The sequence below is a fragment of the Chryseobacterium sp. FH1 genome, from assembly GCF_000735135.1.
Taxonomy (GTDB): Bacteria; Bacteroidota; Bacteroidia; order Flavobacteriales; family Weeksellaceae; genus Epilithonimonas.
In genome coordinates, this window is record NZ_JPLZ01000002.1 from 29,005 (window position 1) to 51,952 (window position 22,948).

General features: G+C 36.9%; 21 protein-coding genes and 1 riboswitch. Of the genes, 10 read left to right on the forward strand and 11 right to left on the reverse strand.

Features of this window, described 5'->3' with window-relative positions; translation table 11 throughout:
- Positions 1 to 244 precede the first annotated feature (244 nt).
- The 3 genes from IO90_RS01395 to IO90_RS01405 form a co-directional block, all read right to left on the reverse strand.
- Positions 245 to 1,405 (reverse strand): O-succinylhomoserine sulfhydrylase, encoded by a 1,161-nt coding sequence (locus IO90_RS01395; protein WP_034963225.1) that lies wholly within the window; start codon positions 1,403 to 1,405, stop codon positions 245 to 247.
- A gap of 84 nt (positions 1,406 to 1,489) precedes the next feature.
- Entirely contained in the window at positions 1,490 to 3,028 is a 1,539-nt protein-coding gene (locus IO90_RS01400; protein ID WP_034963227.1) for an ACT domain-containing protein, read from the reverse strand.
- Positions 3,028 to 3,975, reverse strand: coding sequence for an alpha/beta fold hydrolase (locus IO90_RS01405; protein WP_034963229.1), 948 nt, complete (start codon positions 3,973 to 3,975; stop codon positions 3,028 to 3,030). The genes IO90_RS01400 and IO90_RS01405 overlap by 1 nt, the downstream gene beginning before the upstream one ends.
- 51 nt (positions 3,976 to 4,026) lie before the next feature.
- Positions 4,027 to 4,134: riboswitch (SAM riboswitch) on the reverse strand.
- Positions 4,135 to 4,296: 162 nt separating this feature from the next.
- Here IO90_RS01405 and IO90_RS01410 point away from each other — a divergent pair.
- A complete protein-coding gene (locus IO90_RS01410) occupies positions 4,297 to 5,103 on the forward strand; it encodes a glucose 1-dehydrogenase (RefSeq protein ID WP_034963231.1) in 807 nt (268 codons plus the stop codon).
- A 425-nt stretch (positions 5,104 to 5,528) separates the two neighbouring features.
- Positions 5,529 to 8,135: an MGH1-like glycoside hydrolase domain-containing protein gene (locus IO90_RS01415; protein ID WP_034963233.1), complete on the forward strand. Its 2,607-nt coding sequence runs from the start codon at positions 5,529 to 5,531 to the stop codon at positions 8,133 to 8,135.
- A gap of 8 nt (positions 8,136 to 8,143) precedes the next feature.
- On the opposite strand, the gene IO90_RS01420 is transcribed toward IO90_RS01415, so the two are convergent.
- The 8 genes from IO90_RS01420 to IO90_RS01455 form a co-directional block, all read right to left on the reverse strand.
- The gene (locus IO90_RS01420; protein WP_034963234.1) at positions 8,144 to 8,662 is read right to left on the reverse strand and encodes a hypothetical protein; all 519 of its coding nucleotides are present in this window, start codon (positions 8,660 to 8,662) and stop codon (positions 8,144 to 8,146) included.
- A gap of 27 nt (positions 8,663 to 8,689) precedes the next feature.
- Entirely contained in the window at positions 8,690 to 9,109 is a 420-nt protein-coding gene (locus IO90_RS01425; RefSeq protein ID WP_034963236.1) for an OsmC family protein, read from the reverse strand.
- Positions 9,110 to 9,130: 21 nt separating this feature from the next.
- The gene (locus IO90_RS01430) at positions 9,131 to 10,462 is read right to left on the reverse strand and encodes a DUF58 domain-containing protein (RefSeq protein ID WP_034963238.1); all 1,332 of its coding nucleotides are present in this window, start codon (positions 10,460 to 10,462) and stop codon (positions 9,131 to 9,133) included.
- A gap of 18 nt (positions 10,463 to 10,480) precedes the next feature.
- On the reverse strand, positions 10,481 to 11,425 hold the full coding sequence (locus tag IO90_RS01435) for an AAA family ATPase (RefSeq protein ID WP_410492583.1): 945 nt from the start codon (positions 11,423 to 11,425) through the stop codon (positions 10,481 to 10,483).
- A 244-nt stretch (positions 11,426 to 11,669) separates the two neighbouring features.
- Complete coding sequence (tnpA, locus tag IO90_RS01440) at positions 11,670 to 12,137, reverse strand: IS200/IS605 family transposase (RefSeq protein ID WP_034963243.1); 468 nt, start codon at positions 12,135 to 12,137, stop codon at positions 11,670 to 11,672.
- A 918-nt stretch (positions 12,138 to 13,055) separates the two neighbouring features.
- Positions 13,056 to 14,225 carry a hypothetical protein gene (locus tag IO90_RS01445; protein WP_034963245.1) on the reverse strand — a complete coding sequence of 390 codons (1,170 nt, stop codon included), beginning with the start codon at positions 14,223 to 14,225 and terminating at the stop codon, positions 13,056 to 13,058.
- Between the two features lie 24 nt (positions 14,226 to 14,249).
- Positions 14,250 to 15,020, reverse strand: a complete 771-nt coding sequence (locus IO90_RS01450) for a hypothetical protein (RefSeq protein WP_034963247.1) — start codon at positions 15,018 to 15,020, stop codon at positions 14,250 to 14,252.
- A 26-nt stretch (positions 15,021 to 15,046) separates the two neighbouring features.
- Positions 15,047 to 16,039 carry a stage II sporulation protein M gene (locus IO90_RS01455; protein ID WP_034963249.1) on the reverse strand — a complete coding sequence of 331 codons (993 nt, stop codon included), beginning with the start codon at positions 16,037 to 16,039 and terminating at the stop codon, positions 15,047 to 15,049.
- A gap of 20 nt (positions 16,040 to 16,059) precedes the next feature.
- Here IO90_RS01455 and IO90_RS01460 point away from each other — a divergent pair, with 20 nt between their 5' ends.
- The 8 genes from IO90_RS01460 (at position 16,060) to IO90_RS01495 (ending at position 22,947) form a co-directional block, all read left to right on the forward strand.
- Positions 16,060 to 16,812: an RDD family protein gene (locus IO90_RS01460; protein WP_034963251.1), complete on the forward strand. Its 753-nt coding sequence runs from the start codon at positions 16,060 to 16,062 to the stop codon at positions 16,810 to 16,812.
- Between the two features lie 105 nt (positions 16,813 to 16,917).
- Positions 16,918 to 17,325, forward strand: coding sequence for a hypothetical protein (locus tag IO90_RS01465; protein ID WP_131450800.1), 408 nt, complete (start codon positions 16,918 to 16,920; stop codon positions 17,323 to 17,325).
- A 172-nt stretch (positions 17,326 to 17,497) separates the two neighbouring features.
- The gene (gene miaB / locus IO90_RS01470) at positions 17,498 to 18,940 is read left to right on the forward strand and encodes a tRNA (N6-isopentenyl adenosine(37)-C2)-methylthiotransferase MiaB (RefSeq protein WP_034963255.1); all 1,443 of its coding nucleotides are present in this window, start codon (positions 17,498 to 17,500) and stop codon (positions 18,938 to 18,940) included.
- A 4-nt stretch (positions 18,941 to 18,944) separates the two neighbouring features.
- Entirely contained in the window at positions 18,945 to 19,721 is a 777-nt protein-coding gene (locus IO90_RS01475) for a Fic family protein (protein WP_051878171.1), read from the forward strand.
- Positions 19,722 to 19,728: 7 nt separating this feature from the next.
- Complete coding sequence (locus tag IO90_RS01480; RefSeq protein WP_034963256.1) at positions 19,729 to 20,220, forward strand: hypothetical protein; 492 nt, start codon at positions 19,729 to 19,731, stop codon at positions 20,218 to 20,220.
- A complete protein-coding gene (locus IO90_RS01485; protein WP_034963258.1) occupies positions 20,192 to 21,016 on the forward strand; it encodes a tetratricopeptide repeat protein in 825 nt (274 codons plus the stop codon). The genes IO90_RS01480 and IO90_RS01485 overlap by 29 nt, the downstream gene beginning before the upstream one ends.
- A 73-nt stretch (positions 21,017 to 21,089) precedes the next feature.
- Entirely contained in the window at positions 21,090 to 22,385 is a 1,296-nt protein-coding gene (locus IO90_RS01490) for a sigma-54 interaction domain-containing protein (protein WP_034963260.1), read from the forward strand.
- A gap of 10 nt (positions 22,386 to 22,395) precedes the next feature.
- Positions 22,396 to 22,947 (forward strand): LptE family protein, encoded by a 552-nt coding sequence (locus IO90_RS01495; RefSeq protein WP_081871771.1) that lies wholly within the window; start codon positions 22,396 to 22,398, stop codon positions 22,945 to 22,947.
- The last annotated feature ends 1 nt before the right edge of the window (position 22,948 follow it).

Consider the following 22,948-nt stretch of genomic DNA (forward strand, 5'->3'; position numbering starts at 1 on the left):
TCGTTAATCGTTAGAATAAATTCTAACGCTAGAATATCGGTCGTTCCTTAGGAACTTGTTTTCTAATCGTCGATTGAAAGAGTAAACCTCAACATAGCCCCGATGGGAACGGCATCCTTTTTTTGCTTTGACTTAATTTTCTTTTTGACGACCAATCGTCGTAGCAAAAAAAGATATAGTGGACAGCGGGTTGGAATCGTGATTCGAAGACGAAAACTTGTTGCTCCAAATTCCTTCGATTCTGCTAGTCCAAAGCCTGTTTCAAATCATTGATAATGTCATCAATATTTTCCAATCCGACGGAGCAACGCACCAATCCGGCGGTGATTCCAACCTCGTTTCGCTCGTCATCGGAAAGCTTGGAATGCGTTGTGGAAGCGGGATGCGTGACAATCGTCCGCGTGTCGCCAAGGTTTGCGGAAAGGGAACACATCTTGATTCGGTTGAGGAAATTGCGACCGCCCTCGATGCCGTTTTTGACCTCGAAAGCGACGATGTTTCCGCCTAACTTCATTTGTTTTTTGGCGATTTCGTAGCTTGGGTGGGACTTCAGGAAAGGATATTTTACCAATTCGACATTCGGATGATTTTCCAGAAACTCGGCAACTTTCAAGGCATTTTCGCAATGTTTCTCGACACGAATCGCCAAAGTTTCCAGACTCTTGCTCAAAACCCACGCGTTGAACGGCGACATCGCAGGGCCTGTGTTTCTTGCGAAAAGGTAAATCTCACGAATCAAATCTGCCTTCCCAACGGCAACGCCACCGAGCACACGACCTTGACCGTCAATGAGTTTCGTCGCGGAATGTACGACAATATCTGCGCCGTATTTAATCGGCTGTTGTAAGTAAGGTGTTGCGAAACAGTTGTCTACAACGAAAATCAAATCGTGTTTTTTGGCGATTTGTCCAAAAAATTCCAAATCTAAAATTTCGATTGCGGGATTTGTCGGCGTTTCCAAGTACAATATTTTTGTATTTGGTTTGATATATTTTTCAATATTCTCGGCGTCTTCTGCTTTGAAATAGGTGGTTTCGATGTTCCATTTTGGGAAATATTTCGTGAACAATGTGTGCGTGGAACCAAACACAGACTGACAGCTCACGATGTGGTCGCCAGCGTTGAGCAAAGTCGCAAAGGTGGAATAAATCGAAGCCATTCCCGTTGCGAAAGCGTAACCGGATTCTGCACCTTCCATTTTCACTATTTTATCTACGAATTCTGTGACGTTCGGATTGCTGAAACGGCTGTAAAGATTCTTGTCTTTTTCCTCCGCAAAGCTCGCGCGCATATCTTCCGCATCTTCGAAAACGAAGCTTGAAGTGAGGTATAAAGGCGTAGAATGCTCATCAAACTGAGTTCTTTCGGTTTGGGATCTGATGGCTAATGTTTCGAAATTTTCCATAATTTAATGTAACAATGTATCAGTTTAGCAATTTACCAATGTCATTGTTACATTCTTTACATTGGTAGATTGGTACATTAAAATTTATTTTGTTTCGCTCAGTCTTAAAATATCTCCGAAAACGCCTCGGGCAGTCACTTTTGCTCCGGCTCCGGCGCCCATAATGACGATTGGATTTTCTCCGTAACTTTCGGTATAGATTTCGAAGATAGAATCGGAGCCTTTTAATTGTCCGAGTGCGGAGTTTGCTGGAACTGAGATTAATTTGACATCCAGTTCTCCTTTTTCTTCCTGAAGGTTTCCGTGCAAATCGCCGACGTAACGTAGAACGTGGTCAGGCTTTTGGTTTTCTTTGATGTTTTGATATTCTGAATCTAATTCTTCCAATCTGGAAATGAATTCATCTTTGTTGATATCCAAAAGATTTTGTGGAACGAGATTCTGGATATTAATATCTTGGAATTCATTAATCAAATCTAATTCTCTTGCCAGAATCAACAATTTTCTCGCGACATCATTTCCAGATAAATCTTCGCGTGGGTCTGGTTCTGTAAAACCTTTTTCCATCGCTTCTCGGATGATGACGGAATATTTGTCATTTCGGAGGGAGAAATTATTGAAAACATAACTCAAAGTTCCGGAGAAGACACCTTTGATTCTGGTGATATTTTCGCCTGAAAGATGGAGAAGTTTTATCGTGTCAATCAAAGGCAAACCTGCACCGACATTGGTTTCGTACAAATATTTCTTTTTGTTTTTTTCTAATAATTTTCTGAAATCACGGTATTCTGAAATTGGAAGCGTATTGTAAATTTTGTTAGAGCCTACGACATCAAAACCATTTTCTACAAATGTTGGATAATGTTTTACGAAATCTTTGCTCGCTGTATTGTCCACCATTACAAGATTTTCCAAGTGATGTTCTTTTGCGAATTCAACCAATTTTTCTATGCTGGATTCTGTTTGGGAAAACTTGATTTTCTGTCTCCAGTCGCTTCCGAATCCGGCTTGGTTGAAAGCTATTTTTTTGGAATTCGCAATTGCAACGATTTTCAAATCCACTCTTTTTCTTTTCAGAATGTCATAAGCCGAATCTAAAATTTGCTCTACCAAAGTTCCACCGACATTTCCGTGGCCAATCAAAGCGAGATGAACGGTTTTTGGTTTTCCGTAGATTTCGGTTTCGATGATGTTTTTGGTGATTTCGGTCTGGTTTTCGGTCACAACAATGTTCACTCTTCCGGCAGATGCGATTTGACTTAATAATAAAGGAAAAATCTTATTTCGCTGAAGTTCTGATAAAATCTTATTGTAATTATCCGAAACAAATCCGATAACACTAAGATTATCAATACTATAAATATTATTAACGTGACCTTCCTTCGTTTCCTGTTCGAATTCTTTTTTCAAAAACTTCACCGCATCTTCGGCATCAACTTCGTCGACAAGAACAGAAATTCCGTTTTCTATCGCCTGCTGGGAAATGACGCCAACGCTAATTCCGCCTCCATTTAAAGCTTGGAAGATGCGTGAATCCACACCGATTTGTCCAAGGAAATTTTTCCCTTCGAAGTTGACCAAAGCTTTGTTTCTATAAATATTAATTGCGTTCTTGTCTGTCATCAGTTCAAAAATAGGGGTGTTAAAATTGTGTTCAGCTGTTCATATTCCATCAGGAAAGCGTCGTGTCCGTGGATGGATTTGATTTCGTGGTAGTGAACGTTTTTGTTTTTATGTTGTAAAAAATCATAAGTGTTTTTAATCTCAAAGGCTGGATAAAAAAGGTCTGAGTCAACCGAAACCAAATGGATTTCTGAATTGATGTTTTCCAGTTCATTTTCCTTTCCGTTGATGTTCATCAGAAGATGATTGACGAGTTTGTAAGCTTTTAAACTAAATCTTTCGTTTAATCGATTTCCGTGGAAGTTTAGCCAGTCGTGGGACTTTAAAATCTGCTTTTCAGAATCGGTTTCTCTTTTGAATCTTGAGTTAAGCGATTCTGGTGTTCTGTAGCACAACATTGCGTGAACTCTGGCTTTTTCCAATGGTTTTTCTTCAGATTCCAAAAGATATTTCTGAACCAGACATTGAGAATGCAACCAATCCGAAGTTTTAAAATCTGTAGCAATGGGGATGAATCTTTCTGCTAAATTATTCTCCAAAGCCAACATTTCCCAACCTATTGAACCACCGACTGAACCGCCAACTAAAGCGAACAGTTTTTCAATTTTTAAGAGCTTTAAACCTTCAATGAAGATTTTGGCGATGTCCTGAACGATAAAGTTTTCATAATCATCAATGAAAAATCCGTCAAAACCATTTCCTGGAATGTTGAAACAGATGATTGTAAATCGGTTTGTGTCGATTACTTTTTCGTCTCCGACCAAGGTTTTCCACCAGCCGTTTTCGCCCGCAACATCGGAGTTTCCTGTGAGCGCGTGGTTTATCAGAATGATGGGAGCAGAATACAATTCTCTTCCAAAAAGCTGATAGCTTAATGGAATATCATAAACCTTTCCGGCTTGTGTCGTGAAATGTAATGTCTGAAGATGTTGTAACTTATTTTCCAATTTTATCTGATAAAAAATTGAAAATGCTACGGGAAATGTAGAATAAATGTTTGGTTATCTTTTCCCGAATAAATTGGGATAGAATTTAGCACCTTCTTCGTTTCCGAAGGGTTGCCAAGGTTTCACAGAGTCTAATCTCTCCACCTTTCTCGATAACATTTTCAATATGTAAATGAACAATTCTGACTGCAAATATACTTCACAAAGTTTACTTTTTCCAAATTTCGCTTGAAATTTCTAAAATAATTATTTGTTAATATTCTATTTTCCCAGAACTTGCGTATAATATTTGTATTAAAAATTTCTTTTTACAAATAAATTATGGAAATCAATCTAAATAAACAAGTCGCCATCGTAACGGGTTCCAGCAGTGGAATCGGGAAAGGAATTGCTGTTAGTTTGGCAAAATCCGGCGCCATCACCATCATAAATCATTCATCTGAACATTCTCGTCCGGAAGCGGAGGAAACTTTAAAAACCATTGAGGAAAATGGTGGCGAAGGTTTCATTATTCAGTGTGATGTGAGCAAGGAAGACCAGGTTCAGGATATGTTCAAAACAACTATTGAGAAATTTGGAACTGTTGACATCCTTGTAAATAATGCTGGTTTGCAACAAGATGCCTCTTTCATTGATATGACTTTGGCGCAATGGCAAAAAGTGATTGATGTGAATCTGACCGGACAATTTCTTTGTTCGAGAGAAGCCATTAGAGAATTTTTGAAGCGTGGAATGAATGACAAATCTAAAGCTTTGGGAAAAATTATCAACATCAGCAGTGTTCATGAGACGATTCCGTGGGCTGGACACGCGAATTATGCTTCCAGCAAAGGGGCGCTGAGAATGCTGATGCAGACTTTGGCTCAGGAATATGGGAAGGATAAAATCAGAGTTAATAATATTTGTCCGGGCGCAATTCAAACGCCAATCAACAAGCCGGCTTGGGACAACAAAGAGTCTCTGGATGCGCTGATGACGCTGATTCCGTACGACAGAATTGGGCAACCGGAAGACATTGGAAATTTAGCCGTATTTTTGGCGAGTGATTATTCGGATTACATTACAGGAGCGAGTATTTATGTGGATGGTGGAATGACGACGTTGGAGAGTTTTGCGGACAACGGGTGATTATGAATGATAAATGATTGGTGATAAATGATTTTTTTTACTTGAAAATAATTTTTGTGGGATTTTAAGCGCAAAGATTTTTAAGAGCGAAGGAATTTTTTAAGTGAGCAAAGTTTCGATGAATCGATTTTTGGAGCGGATGGAAATTTTTGTGAATCTTTAATTTGAGGCATTAAAAGTTTCAATTTCATTTATATCATTTATCGACTATCATTTATATCGTCGGAGAATGACAAAACCTCAACATAGCCCCGATGGGAACGGCATCCTTTTTTTGCTTTTGAGAAAGTTTTCTTTTGGATGACCAATCGTCTGAGCAAAAAAAGATATAGTGGACAGCGGGTTGGAAACGTGGAACGAAGGTAGAAACGTGATGCTCCTAAATAAGAAAAACGAATAATTATCCAAAAAATAATTAGAAACATATGAACGAGGAAGAAAAATTGAGGAATCCGCGTTGGAAGAAATGGGGACCTTATGTGAGCCATCGCCAATGGGGAAATGTGCGGGAAGATTACAGTACAAACGGCGATGCGTGGGGATTTACAGGCCACGACACAGCAGAAGCTTGGACCTACAGATGGGCCGAGGAAGGCATCGCAGGAATCTCGGATGAGAAGCAACAGATGTGTTTTGCCTTCTCATTTTGGAACAAAAAAGATATTAGAATTAAAGAACGTTTTTTCGGGCTGAGCAATCATCAGGGAAATCACGGGGAAGATATAAAGGAGATTTTTTATTATTTGGACAACACGCCGTCTCATAGCTATATGAAGATGGTTTACAAATATCCAATCAATGAATTTCCGTACGAGGAAATCATCAATGTGAATGGCCAACGTTCCAAAAATGAGATGGAATATGAAATCATCGACACGGGAATCTTCGACAACGATGAATATTTTGATATTTTCATTGAATATGCAAAAGCTGGTGAGGATGATTTTTTAATTAGGATTGATGTTCATAACCGAAGTGATAAACCTGCGCCAATCGTGGTTTTGCCAACGGTTTGGTACCGAAACAACTGGGTTTGGGGCTATAATGATTATAAAGCGAATCTTGGTTTTTCCAAGCAAGGTGAGATTGATATTCACCACGATAGCATCAGCATCAAGAAGTTATATTCCAGAAACAGAAATGTGGACGCTTTGTTTTGTGAAAATGAGACGAACAGAGCGCGACTTTTCAATCTTCCTAAGACGGAAGGTTTCTTCAAAGATGGAATCAATCAATATATTACGAAAGGTTTAGACACCATCAATCCTAAGAAAACCGGAACCAAAGCGTCTTTGCATTGCGAAGAAATCGTGGAAGCGCACAGCAACAAGGTTTTCGAATTCCGATTGTCGCCTCATATTATGGAGGATGCGTTTTGGGATTTTGATGAAATCATCAACCACAGAAAGCAGGATTCGGATGATTTCTATGCGAACATCCAAAAAGATATTGAAAACGAGGACGAGAAAAATGTACAAAGACAGGCTTTTGCAGGTTTGCTTTGGAACAAACAATTTTATCATTACAATGTTGGAAAATGGCTGAAAGGCGACCCGAATTTCCCGATTCAAAGAAAAGGCTACGTCCGAAACAGCGATTGGGAGCATCTTCACAACAAAGACATCATCTCGATGCCCGACAAATGGGAATATCCTTGGTATGCGACTTGGGATTTGGCGTTCCATTGCGTGAGCTTCTGTGTGATTGATTCGGAATTTGCTAAAAACCAATTGATTACACTAACGAAAGAATGGTATATGCACCCGAACGGGCAAGTTCCTGCGTACGAATGGAACTTCGATGACGTGAATCCACCAGTTCACGCGTGGGCAACTTTCCGGGTTTTCAAAATCGATGAAAAAAATAATGGAAAGCCTGATTTGGCTTTCTTGGAACGGGTTTTCCAAAAATTATTATTGAATTTCACTTGGTGGGTCAACCGAAAAGATTACAACGGAAATAACATTTTTGGTGGCGGATTCTTGGGTCTTGATAATATCGGAGCCTTTGACCGAAATATGGAATTCAATGAAGGTGAGCACTTGGAACAAGCCGACGGAACAAGCTGGATGGCGATGTATGCATTGAATATGATGCGTATCTCAATGGAATTGGCAATCCACAATCCAGTCTATGAAGATATGGCCATCAAGTTTTTCGAGCATTATCTTTACATTGCAGAAGCGATGGAAAATATTGGTGACGGCAAACAAGGACTTTGGAATGAGGAAGATGGATTTTTCTACGATGTGCTTCAGCTTTCCAATGGAGACAGTGTGAGTTTGAAACTTCGAAGCATCGTTGGATTGATTCCAATGTTTGCGGTAGAAGTTGTGGAACACAGTATGTTGGAGAAATTGCCAGAGTTCAAAAAACGAATGGAATGGATTCTGAAAAACAAGCAAGACCTGACAAAACTCGTTTCCCAATGGTACGTGGAAGGCGAAGGAAACAAGCATCTTTTGAGTATTCTCAGAAAAACCAGATTGACTAAAGTTTTAACAAGATTGGTAGATGAATCCGAATTTTTAAGTGATTATGGAATTCGTGCGATGTCCAAATTCTATGAAGAAAATCCGTTCCGATTTACCGTTCACGACCAGGAACACATTGTTTATTACACGCCTGCAGAAAGCGACAGTCGAATGTTCGGAGGAAACAGCAACTGGCGCGGACCGATTTGGTTTCCGATTAACTTCCTGATTGTCGAAAGTTTACAGCGTTTCCATTTCTTTTTCGGTGATGCGTTGACGATTGAATATCCGAAAGGAAGTGGTGTTCAGAAAAATCTGGAAGAAGTTTCCAAAGACATCAGCGACAGACTTTGTGGTATTTTCCTGAAAGACGAAAACGGAAACAGAGCGTTCAACGGTGGTGTTGATAAATTCAATAACGACCCGCATTTCAAAGATTACATTATGTTCTTCGAATATTTCCACGGTGACAATGGTCGGGGCGTTGGTGCTTCCCATCAAACCGGATGGACTTCTACGGTAGCTAAGTTGATTCAACCGAGGTTGACGCATAGATAAAATAAATCTTACTTATTTAGAGTTATCAAGGGAAATATATCCTTGATAACTTTAAATCCTAAGTTTCCTTCGGACTCTATAGTTTTTATGTCTGTTATATCATTTATATAACTTTCTTGTCCTGTGGTTAGAAATAAGGTTTTGTTTTTATGCTTTGTCAATTTTAAATCCACAATGGCTACAAATTCTCCAGTTATTAGTTTATGAATATTTTTCTTTGATACTATTTTATAAACTCTAGTCTTTGTTTTAGTATCTGTAAAACTATTATTTATAGAAAAGAAACTAAAAACGATAATATTTCCAGCAATAAGATAAGTGAAAAAATAAAATAGATAATTTTGTTTTAATAATGATTTAATACTTCTATTAAATACATTACCTAATATTATTCCTACTAAAAATAAAGTTAAGATAAAAGTAATAGGTACGATTGTTCTAAGATGTAACCGAAAATTAACTAAAGCCAGGATACTAAATAACAATGAGAATACAAGCAATATTAAGATTTCCTTTTTGTTACTCATCTTGCAATTTATTTTCCAAAATTAGAATTAAACTTTTTCTCCATTAACGTGGACTTCGTAAGTAATCTCAACATTTGGTTCAAGCGTTTTGGAAACCGAGCAATATTTTTCGAAAGATAATTCTCCTGCCTTCTTGGCTTTTTTCGGGTCGATTTCGCCTTCGAGGAAAAATTTTACTTTGATGGATTTAAAAGGTTTGGCTTCGTCCATCTGAACTCTTTCGCCTTCGACTTCTGCTTTGAAATCGGTGATGGTTTGGCGTTGTTTTTTTAATATTGAAACGACATCAATTCCGCTACAACCAGCCACTGCCATTAATAAAGATTGCATTGGCGAAACACCTTTTGCGCCAGGCAAAGTTGTATTGTCAAGCAAAATTGAGTTTCCTTGTTCATTGGAACATTCGAAAAGGAAATCGTCGTTGATTCTATTGAGTGTAATTTTCATTATGTTAAATTAAGTTCAAATTTACAAAATTCCTCTTGCTTTTATCTCCAGATATTTATTGATGACATCTATGTTGAGGTTTTCCGGCAATGTATAAATACTGTAAATTCCGTATTTTCTGAGTTCCTGAATAATCAGCTTTTTCTCGAACTCGAATTTTTCTGCAATGATTTCGTCATAGATTTCCTGCATATTTTCAGGATTCTTATTAAGCAGATTATGAACTTCGGAATTTTTAAAAAATATAACTACGAGAAGATGATTTTTGGCAATTCCTCTCAGATATTTCATCTGTCGATTCAGTCCATCCAGCGTTTCAAAATTTGTGAATAACAAGACTAAGCTTCTTTGATTCAGATGAAATTTCGTTTCCTGATAAAGCCTTCCAAAATCACTTTCGAAGAAATTGGTTTGAACATTATAAAGCGCTTCGGAAATTTTTTTCAGTTGACCGGATTTGTTGTCTGCAACGACTTTGTTCTCAGTTTTTTTTGAAAACGTCATCATTCCGGCACGGTCACCTTTTTTCAGAATGATGTGGGAAAGCGCCATTGTTGCATTAATGGAATAATCCAACAAACTCAATCCATTGAAAGGCATTTTCATCGTTCTGCCTTTATCGATGAGCATCATAATTCGCTGAGATTTCTCGTCTTGAAACTGATTGACCATCAATTTGCTGGATTTTGAAGTCGCTTTCCAGTTGATGCTTCGAATGTCATCGCCCTGAACATAATCACGAATTTGCTCAAATTCCATCGTGTGCCCCAATTTTCGGATTTTCTTGATTCCGCCCAGCATAAATTCGTTTTGAAGCGCCATCAATTCATATTTTCTGAGATGAATGAACGAGGGATAACTTGCCAATTTCGCATCTTTCTGAAAAGTAAATCTTCTGGAAACGAAACCAATAGGAGAATTGACGTAAATATTCAAATTTCCAAAACTGTATTCGCCACGTTCTTTCGGCTCGAGAATATATTCGAAAAAAGTGTTATTTCCGCTTTCAATCTCTTTCTTAATCAGGAAATCCCGCTTTTGAAATTGAAAGGGAATTTCGTCTATGATTTTTGTGTTAATATTAAAATTATAATTATTTCTAATCTCAATTTTCACTGAGTTTTCATCGCCGTTTGATAATTTTTCCGGTAAAATTCTTTGAGCGTTGATGCCTTCTTTATTAATGAAAAGAATCAAACCATCAATCGCCATCAACAGTAAAACAAAAATCAATAATGAATTGGCAATCCACATCATCATAGGAAAGAAAAACGCCAAAACATAGCAGATTCCAACGCCGAAGAGGGCGAAGAAGAATTTGTTATTGATATATAATTGTTTTAGTATTTTCATTTCTAACTAAGTCAAATATTACCTTGGAACCTCGATGCTTTCTAAGATTTGGCGAATGATTTCGTCTGCAGTCAAACCTTCCATTTCGCGCTCTGGAGAAACAATAATTCTGTGTCTCAAAACTGCAAATGATGCTTCCTTGATATCTTCCGGCGTCACAAAATCACGACCACGAATTGCGGAAAAAGCCTTACTAGCCGTCAACAAAGCCAAACTTGCTCTTGGTGAAGCTCCGAGATATAAAAACTGATTTTCTCTTGTATTGACAATGATTTTCGCAATATATTCCAGAAGATTTTGTTCTACGACGATTTCTTTTACCAATTGCTGATATTGTTTCAATTGCTGGCCGGAAATTACGGTTTCAACCACGTCGGTTTTATCTTCTAGTCTATTGTTGTGTTGGTTTTTGATGATTTCAATTTCCTGCTCCAGATTTGGATAACCAACTTCAATTTTGAAAAGGAATCGGTCAAGTTGCGCTTCCGGTAATCTGTATGTTCCCTCGTGTTCGATTGGATTTTGAGTCGCAACAACCAAGAATGGTTCTTCCATTTGATATTTTACGCCATCCATCGTGATTTGTTGTTCTTCCATTACTTCGAACAAAGCGGATTGCGTTTTTGCTGGCGAACGGTTGATTTCATCAATCAAAATAAAATTTGAGAAAATCGGTCCTTTTTTAAATTTGAAATCCGCTTCTTTTACATTGAAAACGGAAGTTCCCAAAATGTCGGAAGGCATCAAATCCGGCGTAAACTGGATTCTGCCGAAATCCACAGAAATTGTTTTGGCTAATAATTTTGCCGTAATAGTTTTCGCTACGCCCGGAACGCCTTCGATTAAAACGTGTCCGTTGGATAAAAGTGCCACCAACAAATGCTCAATCATATTTTCCTGACCGATGATGACTTTTCCTATTTCTGCTTTTACGCGTTCCAGACTATTTCGCAAGTCCGTCATATCCAGCCTTGACTGGAATTCGGGGGCTTTGTCTTGATATTCTTCTTCCATAGTTTTTCTAATATTTTATGACCTCAAAGGTGTATTCTGTTTAATCAATTTGGCGAAGCTCCGTAGGAGCAATATGTCTTTAGTTAATCCGAAGCCTAATTCATCTGAATGTCGTAGGCGGAGCTCCGTAGGAGCGGTATGTTTGTAGCAAAGTTTGAATCTACCCCCAACAGAGCTCCGTAGGAGCGACACATCACCCATCATAAAACTCAAACAAATATTTCTCATCAAATTGAATTTCAAATTTATTCAAAAGCTCAAGATATTCCTCTCGAAAACTTTTCTTTTTGTGATGCTCTTCTTGATTATTAATATAATTAATGACCTTATCAATCTGACTTTTCGAATATGAAAATGCACCATAACCTTCTTGCCAATTGAATTTCCCATCAAACCAATTCTCCTCATTGATAAATTTTGAAGAATTTGATTTTATATCACGAACCAAATCCGGAATTTTAAAATTCAAACTATTGAAGCCAATCAAAAGATGAACGTGGTCTGTATTGGCATAAATTGACAATAGTTTTTGGTTATTATTTTTAACAATTCCCGCAATATATTTTTGCAATGATTCTCTCTTTGTGGGATGTATCAGATTTTGTCGTCCTTGCACTGCGAAGACAAATTGAATGTAAATCTGAATGTATGTGTTCGCCATTTTGTTTTGTGTTTTTGTGTCGCTCCTCCGGAGCTTTGATTAGAAATCTTGTTTTTTCTACAAACATTTCGTTCCTACGGAACTTTTCAAAATATTTTTTTTAATTGTTTTTCTTTTTCCAAATTTTCCTTCTGCGGAACTCTGAAATTATGTTGTAAATCTTTGTACAAACTTTTTGCTCATCGGAGTGTTTTTTCTAAAAACATTTCGTTCCTGCGGAATTTTTCAATATTATTTTTTCTTTTTTTTCTTTTCCAATTTCCCTTCTGCGGAACTCTGAAATTGTGTTGTGAATCTTTGTACAAACTTTTTACTCCTCGGAGTGTTTTTTCTAAAAACATTTCGTTCCTACGGAACTTTTCAAATATTATTTTTTAATTTTTTTTCCTTTCCAATTTCCCTTCTGCGGAACTCTGAAATTATGTTGTGAATCTTTGTACAAACTTTTTATTCCTCGGAGTGTGTTTTCTAAAAACATTTCGTTCCTGCGGAATTTTTCAATTATTATTTTTTCTTTTTTTCTTTTTCCAATTTCCCTTCTGCGGAACTCTGAAATTATGTTGTGAATCTTTGTGCAAACTTTTTATTCCTCGGAGTGTTTTTTCTAAAAACATTTCGTTCCTGCGGAATTTTTCAAATATCATTTTTCATTTTTTTTCTCTATCCAATTTCCCTTCTGCGGAACTCTGAAATCATGTTGTGAATCTATGTACAAACTTTTTACTCATTGGAGTTTTTTTTAATTGCGATTATCATTTCTACAAACATCTGGTCTCTACGGAATTCATCTCTTAAAGCTCCGTAGGAGCTAAATGTTTGTAGTCAAAATTCCTTCAGTGATGCGGAGCTCCAGAGGAGCGAAATATTTGTAGCCCAATGTCTCACCTATGCGAAGCTCCGGAGGAGCGACACATTCCATCATTTCAAAATATCATCCAAAACTTTATTCATTCTTATCAAATCCTCTTTCATTACGCTCGCATACGGGCTCTGCCCCTTCTTCACAAGTTCAACAGCTTCAGTTATTAGTTCTCTACTTTTCCCAGTTTTCAGATGCAGTTTATTAATGAATTGCTCGTCCAGATTATGTGTGTCGATCATCAAATCCATTCTTACTTTATTCAAAAAATACTGTGCTTTTTTCGCCATCATCTCGTGGAAATCACCTTCCTGCAAATAGAGATTTCCAATACTTCGGATAAATTCTACCGAAGTATTTTTCAGAGGTTCAACAATTGGAACGATGCGCTGTTTCCTTTTCGCATTGAAAACGACAAAAACCGCCAGACTTGCAAGCAGCAAATACCAAGCATATTTCAATGGTGGATTACTATTGATAAATCTCATCGTCGACATAGAAAGTGGCGCATCATTTTCTACAAACCAAACTGTTTCCCTGTTTGGCAGATAAGATAAAACACTTTCCGAATATTTGTTTTTTGAATTTAAAAGATAATAATTCGTCAAAACCAGCGGCTCGGAATGGATGTAAAAATGACCTTTTCCAAATGGAACTTTGACGAAATCTACATTCATAGTTGTCTGTCCATCTTTGTCCTTGCTAAATGTTTTTCCAAGAACTTCAATACCTTCCTTAAAATAGGTAAAACCTTTGTTGTCTGGGATTTTGTCAATCAGCAATCGGTTATTTGACAACTTTTTATCCGTCAATTGCAAATAATAATTACTTTCGAAACTGGCTGTTTTAAATCTAAAACCCAATGTGTCTCGCAATGGCGCAGTTGTATTGTTGGTAAACCACATCACATCGGAACCGTTCGAGACTTCATCCAAAATATACTTCCAAGAAACTTTGTCCAATTCTTTTTGGATGATCAAGATGTTGTGTGGCTTTTTCTGATTGTTTTTTTGATAATAATGATAAGGAGAAACACCAACTTTTTCTAATTTTTTATCAAACAAACGATCCGATTCCTGATTGAAAATGTAAAGTCCGAAAGGAGTTTTCTTCTCAATATTAAAGTTTTTTCGCCAATCCAAAACCGACTGTTTGCCAATCTGCAACAGACCCACGATAACAAGTATGAGGATAAAAATTGGAGCGAATATTTTGAATCGGTTAGTCATTAATTATAGTCGATAAAGATTTGATCAGAATTTTTCGAAGTAGGTTTTATAATGTTGATAGTCAATTTCTTGCGTGTCAAATTCTCCATACCATATGTAATCGTAAATATAGATCACGCGTCGGAAATCTTCTTGCAAATTTTTGTCTTTCAGTTCTTTAAGGTAATCTCGGTTTGTTTTTTCCGGATTCAAGTTGATGAGGTTTTTGTCTGCTAATTTTTTGAGTGAATAAAGAAAATGATAACGAATGGCCGAACGGAAATTATTCTCCTTTTCAAATTTCAAAATGCTTTGTGGAAAGTTGATTTCGTGGATATTTTCTTCGATATCTTGGGCTGAGATTTTAATTTTTTTATTCTTCTTTCCAAATAGGAAATTCCCGTCTTTGGACATCAAATATCTTATCAAGATGAACAATAGAATTGCGACGATTGCAATCCCGAAAAATCGCAAAATATTAACCGTATAAATACTGGCTTTATTCGGATCAATGTTTTTAAAGAACAATTGTGCGATTTTTCGTTTTATCAAATCCAAAAGAGATTCTTTAGACTTCAGCGTCTCATAATTGAAATCGTCTCCGCTGTACTTACTTTTGAAATTTGGAGCGAAGTTTTTTGGATGGAGATTGTTATCTGTAGAATAATTCGTTTTCAGCAACGAATCTGCCGAGATGTACACAGTCTCATAATCTATCGAATCTACAGTCACAACTTCCTCAGCCTCTTCGTATTGTGAAAAGGCGAAAGTTCCGAACAAGGAAAATATTAGTAAAAGAAAAATTCTAAATCTCATCTATTCTCCAATAATTATTGATAAGATTAACGAATCTTTCCTCCGAGTTTAATTGCATTCTGGTTTAGTTTTCTGATGACAATATGAGGATAAATAAAATAATAAAAAGCAATCACAGCCAAAGTTCCGAAAATGATAACGATGTTCAAAACCAACGGCATCGTCTGCGCATATCTCGTGACGAATCCTTCTATCAATCCAGCAAAAATGGTAAATGGAACGGTACTCAGATAAATCTTGAAACTATTTCGAAATCCAAGTTTGAAAGATTCTAACCTTGATAAAGTTCTCGGAAACAAAATAGACGCACCCAAAATCAACCCGGCCATCGCCTCTACAACCATTCCGAAGATTTCGAAAACGCCGTGCAACCAGATTCCTTTGGCACTTTCCAACAAGGCATTTTGCGTCTTGAAGAAAAACTGAAACGCGCCCAGCATAATGCTATTCTGCATCAAAACGTATAAAGTTCCCAAACCTCCTGTTACGCCGTAAATGTAAAGTTTTGCACCAACCACAAGATTGTTGACGATGATCATAAATGATGAGCCCCAATTGGAACCAGAGCCGTAAATCGCCGTTGCATCGCCTTTTTTGATATTTTCCAAAGTTTGGTTCACATAGCCTTCTCCTAAAATTAATGTGGCAAAATCTTTATCATAAATGGAAGAAATCACACCAATTCCCACAAACAAAATAAAAAATATAAAAGCATAATAAAGATAACGCCGATATTCGTAAACCGTCATTGGAACTTCTATGGTGAAAAAATGTTTGATACGGTTTTCTTCGATTCTTTTGGTCTTATAAATTTTCTGAAAAATCTGAGAAGACAAAAAATTGAGATAGATCGTGGTTTTACTTTTTGGATAATAAGTTTGCGCAAAAGAAAGATCGTTGATCAGATTGATGTAAAGCGACGAGAGATCATCCGGATTTTTTTTCATTTTTCCGTTGATAAGATGTTCGATTTCCAACCATTTTTCTTTATTTTGCTTTATAAAAGCCACTTCTCTCATTAGGCTAAAATAATAAAAATATGAATCAAATCGCCATTAATACTTCACAAAATGTAAATGTAAATTTTGCATTGGCTGGAGCTGGAGAAAGGATTGTTGCATTTTTTATAGATCTTTTGCTGAAGGGCATTTTCATTTTCATTTTATCTTGGTTCCTGCGATCGGTCGTGGAATTTTCAGATTTCACTCAAGGGATGGACAGCTGGTCAATTGGCTCATTGATCCTGATGATCACGCTTCCAATCCACGTTTACACTTTGGTTTTAGAAAGTATGATGGAAGGACAAACGTTTGGAAAAAAATTAATGAAAATAAAAGTCGTGAAAATAGACGGCTATCAGGCGAGTTTTGGAGATTACCTGATGCGTTGGGTTTTCCGATTGGTCGATATTTTTGGAAGTTTCGGATTTGTGGCGTTTGTCACGACTTTGTTATCAAAAAACCACCAGCGATTGGGTGATATGGCAACTGGAACTGCCGTGATTTCGCTGAAAAACAATATCAATATTTCACACACCATCTTGGAACAGCTGAAAGAGGATTACATTCCGACCTTTCCGCAAGTTATTTTGTTGACCGATAATGACGTTAGAATCATCAAAGAAAATTTCCAAAAAGCAATCAAAGTTGACGACCGTCAAATCATCAACAGATTGACACAAAGGATATTAGATATTCTAAAATTAGAGCCAGATTCTATACAAATCACTCAGAAACAATTCCTTAATACAATCATCAAAGATTATAATTTCTATACGGGGAAAGATTCTTAATGCTATTTCTGATTTTAATTCAATGTTATATGTCCGATATTAAAGTGATAGCAATTCATTTCCAGCATCATTTTTATATATTTGAAAAAAACTTTTAAAATTAAAATGAAACATCTCTTATTAATGATTGCGCTGTCCTTCAGCACCGCTTACTATTCTCAAACCGAAACACCACAAGAAAAAACACTTATCAATTCCAAAGCAGAATATCCTGGTGGACAGGAAGTTTTCCGCAATGAGTTTATGAGAATGGTTTATGCATATGTAGATCTCACGGCTTATGCAGTGAATGGAAAATTTTCTTTCATCATTACAATTGATAAAAATGGAAAAATGAGCGAAATGAAAATCCATCCCAAAGTAAAATACGATGAAGAGTTCAAACAAGATATGAACTTCGCAATGAAAAGACTCAAGAAAAAATGGAAACCAGCAATTCAAAACGGTGTTCCTGTAAGTTCTAATATTATTTTTGATATTAATTTTTCATCGGAACACGCGGATCATGATTAATTTTATCAAAAAAACAACGACATTTTCAATTCTGGAATAATTTCAATCCCTGCCATTCTGTCACAATATTTTGTATCTTTGCGAACTCATTCGTTCAAAGTTATAAGTTCTTGGTTCAAAGTTTTTAACTTAAAATCCAAAACTTGAAACTCGGAACCTTAAACTGTTTATTGTGCAAGAAAAATATATAGACGAAACCAAACAAGGCGAAGCATTTGCCATTCTCGAAAAACCTGAAAACGGCAAAAAACTGTTCTTAGAAAGCTACGGCTGTCAGATGAATTTCTCTGATTCTGAGATTGTTGCATCCATCCTCAACGAGCAAGGCTACAACACCACTTTGAACGTGGAAGAAGCAGATTTGATTTTATTGAATACTTGCTCCATCCGCGAGAAAGCTGAACAAACCGTGAGAATGCGTCTGGCGCAATTCAAAAATCTGAAAAAAGAACGTCCAAATATGACGGTCGGCGTTTTAGGTTGTATGGCGGAACGATTGAAAACTAAATTCTTAGAGGAAGAACAACTCGTCGATTTGGTCGTAGGTCCCGATGCTTACAGAGATTTACCCAATCTATTGAAAGAAACTGAAGATGGAAGAGATGCCATCAACGTCATTCTTTCGAAAGAAGAAACTTATGCCGACATCAATCCAGTTCGTTTGGGTGGAAATGGCGTGACGGCTTTCGTAACCATTACAAGAGGTTGCGATAATATGTGTACTTTTTGCGTGGTTCCATTTACGAGAGGTCGTGAGAGAAGTCGTGACCCGCATTCTATCATTGAGGAGTGCCAAAGTCTTTGGGATAATGGTTATAAAGAAATTACCCTTCTTGGGCAAAACGTCGATTCTTACCTTTGGTACGGTGGCGGTCCGAAAAAAGACTTCGCCAAAGCATCAGAAATGCAAAAGCTGACAGCGACTAATTTTGCTCAGTTGCTTGATATGGTTGCCGTTGCTGTTCCGAAAATGAGAATCAGATTCTCGACCTCAAATCCGCACGAGATGACGGAAGAAGTTTTCAGAATGATTGCAAAGCACGATAACATTTGTAATTATGTTCACCTTCCCGTTCAAAGTGGAAGCGACAGAATTCTTCAGTTGATGAATCGCCAACACACGCGTCAGGAATATTTAGATTTAATTAAAAAAGGAAAAGAGATTGTTCCCGATATTTCATTTTCACAAGATATGATCATCGGATTCTGCACCGAAACCGAGGAAGACCATCAAATGACAATGAGCTTGATGCGCGAGGTAGAATATGATTACGGTTATATGTTCTCCTATTCCACAAGACCTGGAACACCAGCTCACAAAAAGATGGAAGATGATATTCCAGCCGACGTAAAACAACGCCGTCTAGCGGAAGTCATTGCTTTGCAAGGCGAACTTTCCAGAAAAAGAATGCAAGGTTACGTCGGCAGAGTTCACGAAATTTTGATTGAAGGTATATCCAAGAAAAATAAAAACCAATGGAAAGGCAGAAATTCCCAAAACGCTGTTTGTGTGTTTGATATGAAAGAAGACCAGAAATTGGGCGACATTGTGTCTGTTTTCGTACACGGCAATACGCAGGGAACGCTTTTGGGGGAAACGGTTGAATCTAATTAGAATAATGCCAGACCTTCTATCCATAAAAAAATTACTCTTTAAGGAATATCTTCAACACCAAAAAGATATTTCCAAGAAATTCTATAGATTGAAGGATGCGAAAATCTCTACAGAAAATTTCAGTTTTTACACATCAGTTTCTTCAGTTTTTTCAAGTAAAATTGAGGGTGAAGATATTGATTTGGACAGTTTTGTAAAACATAAAAACTTCAGAATCGAGTTTCAGCCAGATTACACCAAAAAGATTGATGATTTGTATGAAGCTTATCAGTTTGCAAAAATCAATCGTTTGAATGAAGAAAATTTACTTCTCGCACATAAAATTTTAACTAAAAACATTCTTTCTGACCATCTACAGGGAAAGTTGAGAACAAGCAACATGTATGTGTTGACGGATGATGGTCAGATTGAATATGTTGCGACATCTCCATTTGAAGTTGAAAATGAGATGAAAAAATTTCTTTCAGAATTGAAAATTTTAATCAATGAAAATCTGAATACTGAAGAAGTTTTCTTCTATGCATCGCTCATTCACTTGGTCTTTGTGAAAATACATCCGATGAATGATGGGAACGGAAGATTGGGAAGATTGTTGGAAAAATGGTTCATTGCAGAAAAATTAGGCGAAAAAGTATGGTTTCTTCAAAGCGAAAAAATGTACTACCAAAATCATCAAAACTATTATCAAAACATCAGAAAATTAGGCTTGGAATATGGAAATTTGGATTATTCTAAAGCTTTGGATTTTTTATTAATGTTGCCGAAATCCTTAGAATTGTAAAATATTAATGAACAAATTTTTATACATAATATTTCTTTTACCAACTTTCCTGTTCCCTCAAAGTTCAAAATGGGATTACATTGGGAACATCAATTTTGATGAAACAACGGATAGAAAAGATTTTATTTTATGTAATGAGAATCAGATTTATCAATACTTTAATGACTCAAAAGGATTTCAATATGAAGGTGAAAAGATTGCGATTGAAGATGAATTTCAGAAAAAATACAATTCTGGAAATGTAAAAAAGGAAAATGCTTGGATTAGAATTCGTTTCATTGTGAATTGTATGGGACGGTCTGACAGATTCAGAATCTTGACAGCAAATTACGATTACGAACCAATTGAAATCGATAAAAATATTACATCTCAACTTTTAGAAATTACAAAAAATCTGAAGGGCTGGATTCCTAAACAGGAAAGAGGCGGAAAAATCGACTATTATCAATATTTAATTTTCAAAATAAAAGATGGAAAAATCAACGAAATATTGCCTTAGTTTTCAGCTGATTTTAGTTGCGTTTTTCACTTATGGACAATCTTTGAACTGTAACGTTTTCCGTATGGAAGGCGATTCTGTGAAATTCAAAGCTTGCGAAAAAGCGATTGAAACTGTTTACAACAACAGACTTTATCAATTCGATCAACGGTTCCTCGATGGATTATCCGAAGCCATAAAAATCGACCCAAATTTCGATTATCCTTACAGAGAACAATCGGTTGCTTATCTCAAAAGTGGCGATTTCGTTTCTTGGAAAAATCTGATTGACAAAGCTGTAGAACTTAATCCTAAAGGAAATCTCGGTTACAGAGCTTGGTGCAGATACCAATTTTTCCGTGATTACAGAGGCGCAATAACAGACATTGAAGCATTAGAAAAGATTTACCCGACTGGATATTTGGGATATTCTGCGAATGGTGATTATGAATTGCACATCGCAAAAGCCCTTTGTTATTCAGCGATTGGGCAAAAGGAAAAGGCAATTTCTATCATAGAAAATCAACTTTCCAACAAAGATCATAATGTTGGCTTGTACGACCATTACCAATTGGGCGTCACGTATTTCGAAACTGGAAAATATGACAAAGCCTTAGAAAACTTCGAGAAACAAAGCAAAGTTTACGATTTTGCGGAGAATATTTATTTTAAAAGTAAAGTTTCGAAAATTAGAAACAAAGATTATTTGGATTTGAAAAATCTTGCCTTAAAATCTTATGATGAAGGCAAAACAATGTTGGAAGGCTATACGCATCATTTCAACAAAGTTTACAGAAAGCAAATTGCTGAGCTGTAAATATAATTTAAAATTCAAATTCAAAAAATCTTCTGAATTCCATCATCGGAGTTCGTACAAAAAATTAAAAATTATGGCAGAATTACAATCCATAAAAGCACGCTTCGGCATCATCGGGAATTTTCCTGCACTTAATAGAGCTTTGGAAAAGGCAATTCAGGTCGCTCCAACCGACATTTCAGTTTTGGTAATGGGAGAAAGTGGCGTTGGGAAAGAGTTTATCCCAAAAATAATCCACGGTGAATCCAGAAGAAAACACCAACCATACATTGTCGTGAACTGTGGTGCAATCCCAGAAGGAACGATAGATTCCGAACTTTTCGGACACGAGAAAGGGGCTTTTACAGGCGCGACTTCCACAAGAAAAGGCTACTTCGAAGTGGCTGATGGTGGGACAATTTTTCTTGATGAGGTGGGTGAATTGCCTTTGCAGACGCAGGTTCGTTTGCTTAGAGTTTTAGAAAGTGGCGAATTTATGAAAGTTGGTTCTTCCCAAGTTCAAAAAACGAATGTCAGAATAGTGGCCGCGACCAACGTGAATATGATGAAAGCGATTGGCGACAACCGTTTCCGTGAAGATCTTTATTATCGTTTGAATACGGTTCAGATTGATATGCCGGCTCTTAGAGAAAGAAAAGGCGATATCCATCTTTTGTTCAGAAAATTTGCGATAGATTTTGCTGAAAAATACAGAATGCCCGAGTTGAAATTGACAGACGATGCGGTTTCTTACTTAGAAAATTATGCTTTTCCTGGAAACGTTCGTCAGCTAAGAAATTTGGTGGAACAAATGACTGTGGTTGAACAAAACCGAGAAGTGAATTCCACAAAATTGGCAGAATACATTCCGATGAATGCGAATTTGCCTGCGGTGATTTCTAAAACCAATACAACTGGAACCTCCACTGATTTTAGTTCAGAACGGGATATTATGTACAAAATCCTTTTCGATATGCGAAGCGACATTAATGATTTAAAATCCTTAACTTCGGAACTCATAAAAAATAAAGGAAATTCGGATCTCAGTCTGCAGGAAAAAAATCTGATCAACAGAATTTATACGCCTGATACGCAACAGGCTACGAGTCCAAATTCTCTGCTTTATTTTGAGAATAATAACAGTCAGCAGAATCAGATCCACCATCCAACGATTGTTTCTGACAACGAAGATCACGACTACAATGATGTGGAAGATATTGAAATCGAAGAAAGCAGACCAGAATCTTTGTCACTTCAAAACAATGAAAAAGATCTGATAATCAAGGCTTTGGAAAAACACAAAGGCAGAAGAAACAAAGCGGCCGACGAATTGGGAATTTCCCAAAGAACGCTTTACAGAAAAATAAAACAATACAATCTTGAGGAATAAAAAGAATCAAATGATCTCTAAATTTAAAAATCAAATTTCACTTAGCATTTTCAAGACATGTCTATTTTTACTTGTTTCTTGTTTGATGTTTTCATGTTACAAATTCACAGGTTCATCACTGGCTCCAGAAATGAAAACAGTGAAAATCAATATGTTCCCAAACAACGCTGCAAATAATCTCCCGAGTTTGAGTCAGGATTTCACAGTGGCTTTGCAAAATCGGTTTCTTCAAAGATCTGGTTTGAAAGGCGCAACAGACAATCCACATCTCCTGATCGAGGGCGAAATCAGCGATTACAACATCACGCCAACCAGTATTGGAACGCCCACGACGACTGAAACTGGAAATACGATTCAGGCACTTCAGAACAAACTGACCATCACGGTGAAAGTACATTACGAAAATAGCATAGATCCGACTTTGAGTTTTGACAGAACTTACAGTGACGAAGCGGTTTTCAACAGTGATTTGGACATCAACACGATAGAAACTGCACAAGTGAGAATTGTGAACGAGAGGATCATCAACAAAATTTTTAACGACATCGTCGCCAACTGGTAAA

Coding starts and splice junctions, on each gene's coding strand:
- IO90_RS01395 (WP_034963225.1), bottom strand. CDS start 1,405: ATGGAAAATTTCGAAACATTAGCCATCAGATCCCAAACCGAAAGAACT.
- IO90_RS01400 (WP_034963227.1), bottom strand. CDS start 3,028: ATGACAGACAAGAACGCAATTAATATTTATAGAAACAAAGCTTTGGTC.
- IO90_RS01410 (WP_034963231.1), top strand. CDS start 4,297: ATGGAAATCAATCTAAATAAACAAGTCGCCATCGTAACGGGTTCCAGC.
- IO90_RS01415 (WP_034963233.1), top strand. CDS start 5,529: ATGAACGAGGAAGAAAAATTGAGGAATCCGCGTTGGAAGAAATGGGGA.
- IO90_RS01420 (WP_034963234.1), bottom strand. CDS start 8,662: ATGAGTAACAAAAAGGAAATCTTAATATTGCTTGTATTCTCATTGTTA.
- IO90_RS01425 (WP_034963236.1), bottom strand. CDS start 9,109: ATGAAAATTACACTCAATAGAATCAACGACGATTTCCTTTTCGAATGT.
- IO90_RS01430 (WP_034963238.1), bottom strand. CDS start 10,462: ATGAAAATACTAAAACAATTATATATCAATAACAAATTCTTCTTCGCC.
- IO90_RS01435 (WP_410492583.1), bottom strand. CDS start 11,425: ATGACGGACTTGCGAAATAGTCTGGAACGCGTAAAAGCAGAAATAGGA.
- tnpA (WP_034963243.1), bottom strand. CDS start 12,137: ATGGCGAACACATACATTCAGATTTACATTCAATTTGTCTTCGCAGTG.
- IO90_RS01445 (WP_034963245.1), bottom strand. CDS start 14,225: ATGACTAACCGATTCAAAATATTCGCTCCAATTTTTATCCTCATACTT.
- IO90_RS01450 (WP_034963247.1), bottom strand. CDS start 15,020: ATGAGATTTAGAATTTTTCTTTTACTAATATTTTCCTTGTTCGGAACT.
- IO90_RS01455 (WP_034963249.1), bottom strand. CDS start 16,039: ATGAGAGAAGTGGCTTTTATAAAGCAAAATAAAGAAAAATGGTTGGAA.
- IO90_RS01460 (WP_034963251.1), top strand. CDS start 16,060: ATGAATCAAATCGCCATTAATACTTCACAAAATGTAAATGTAAATTTT.
- IO90_RS01465 (WP_131450800.1), top strand. CDS start 16,918: ATGAAACATCTCTTATTAATGATTGCGCTGTCCTTCAGCACCGCTTAC.
- IO90_RS01475 (WP_051878171.1), top strand. CDS start 18,945: ATGCCAGACCTTCTATCCATAAAAAAATTACTCTTTAAGGAATATCTT.
- IO90_RS01480 (WP_034963256.1), top strand. CDS start 19,729: ATGAACAAATTTTTATACATAATATTTCTTTTACCAACTTTCCTGTTC.
- IO90_RS01485 (WP_034963258.1), top strand. CDS start 20,192: ATGGAAAAATCAACGAAATATTGCCTTAGTTTTCAGCTGATTTTAGTT.
- IO90_RS01490 (WP_034963260.1), top strand. CDS start 21,090: ATGGCAGAATTACAATCCATAAAAGCACGCTTCGGCATCATCGGGAAT.
- IO90_RS01495 (WP_081871771.1), top strand. CDS start 22,396: ATGATCTCTAAATTTAAAAATCAAATTTCACTTAGCATTTTCAAGACA.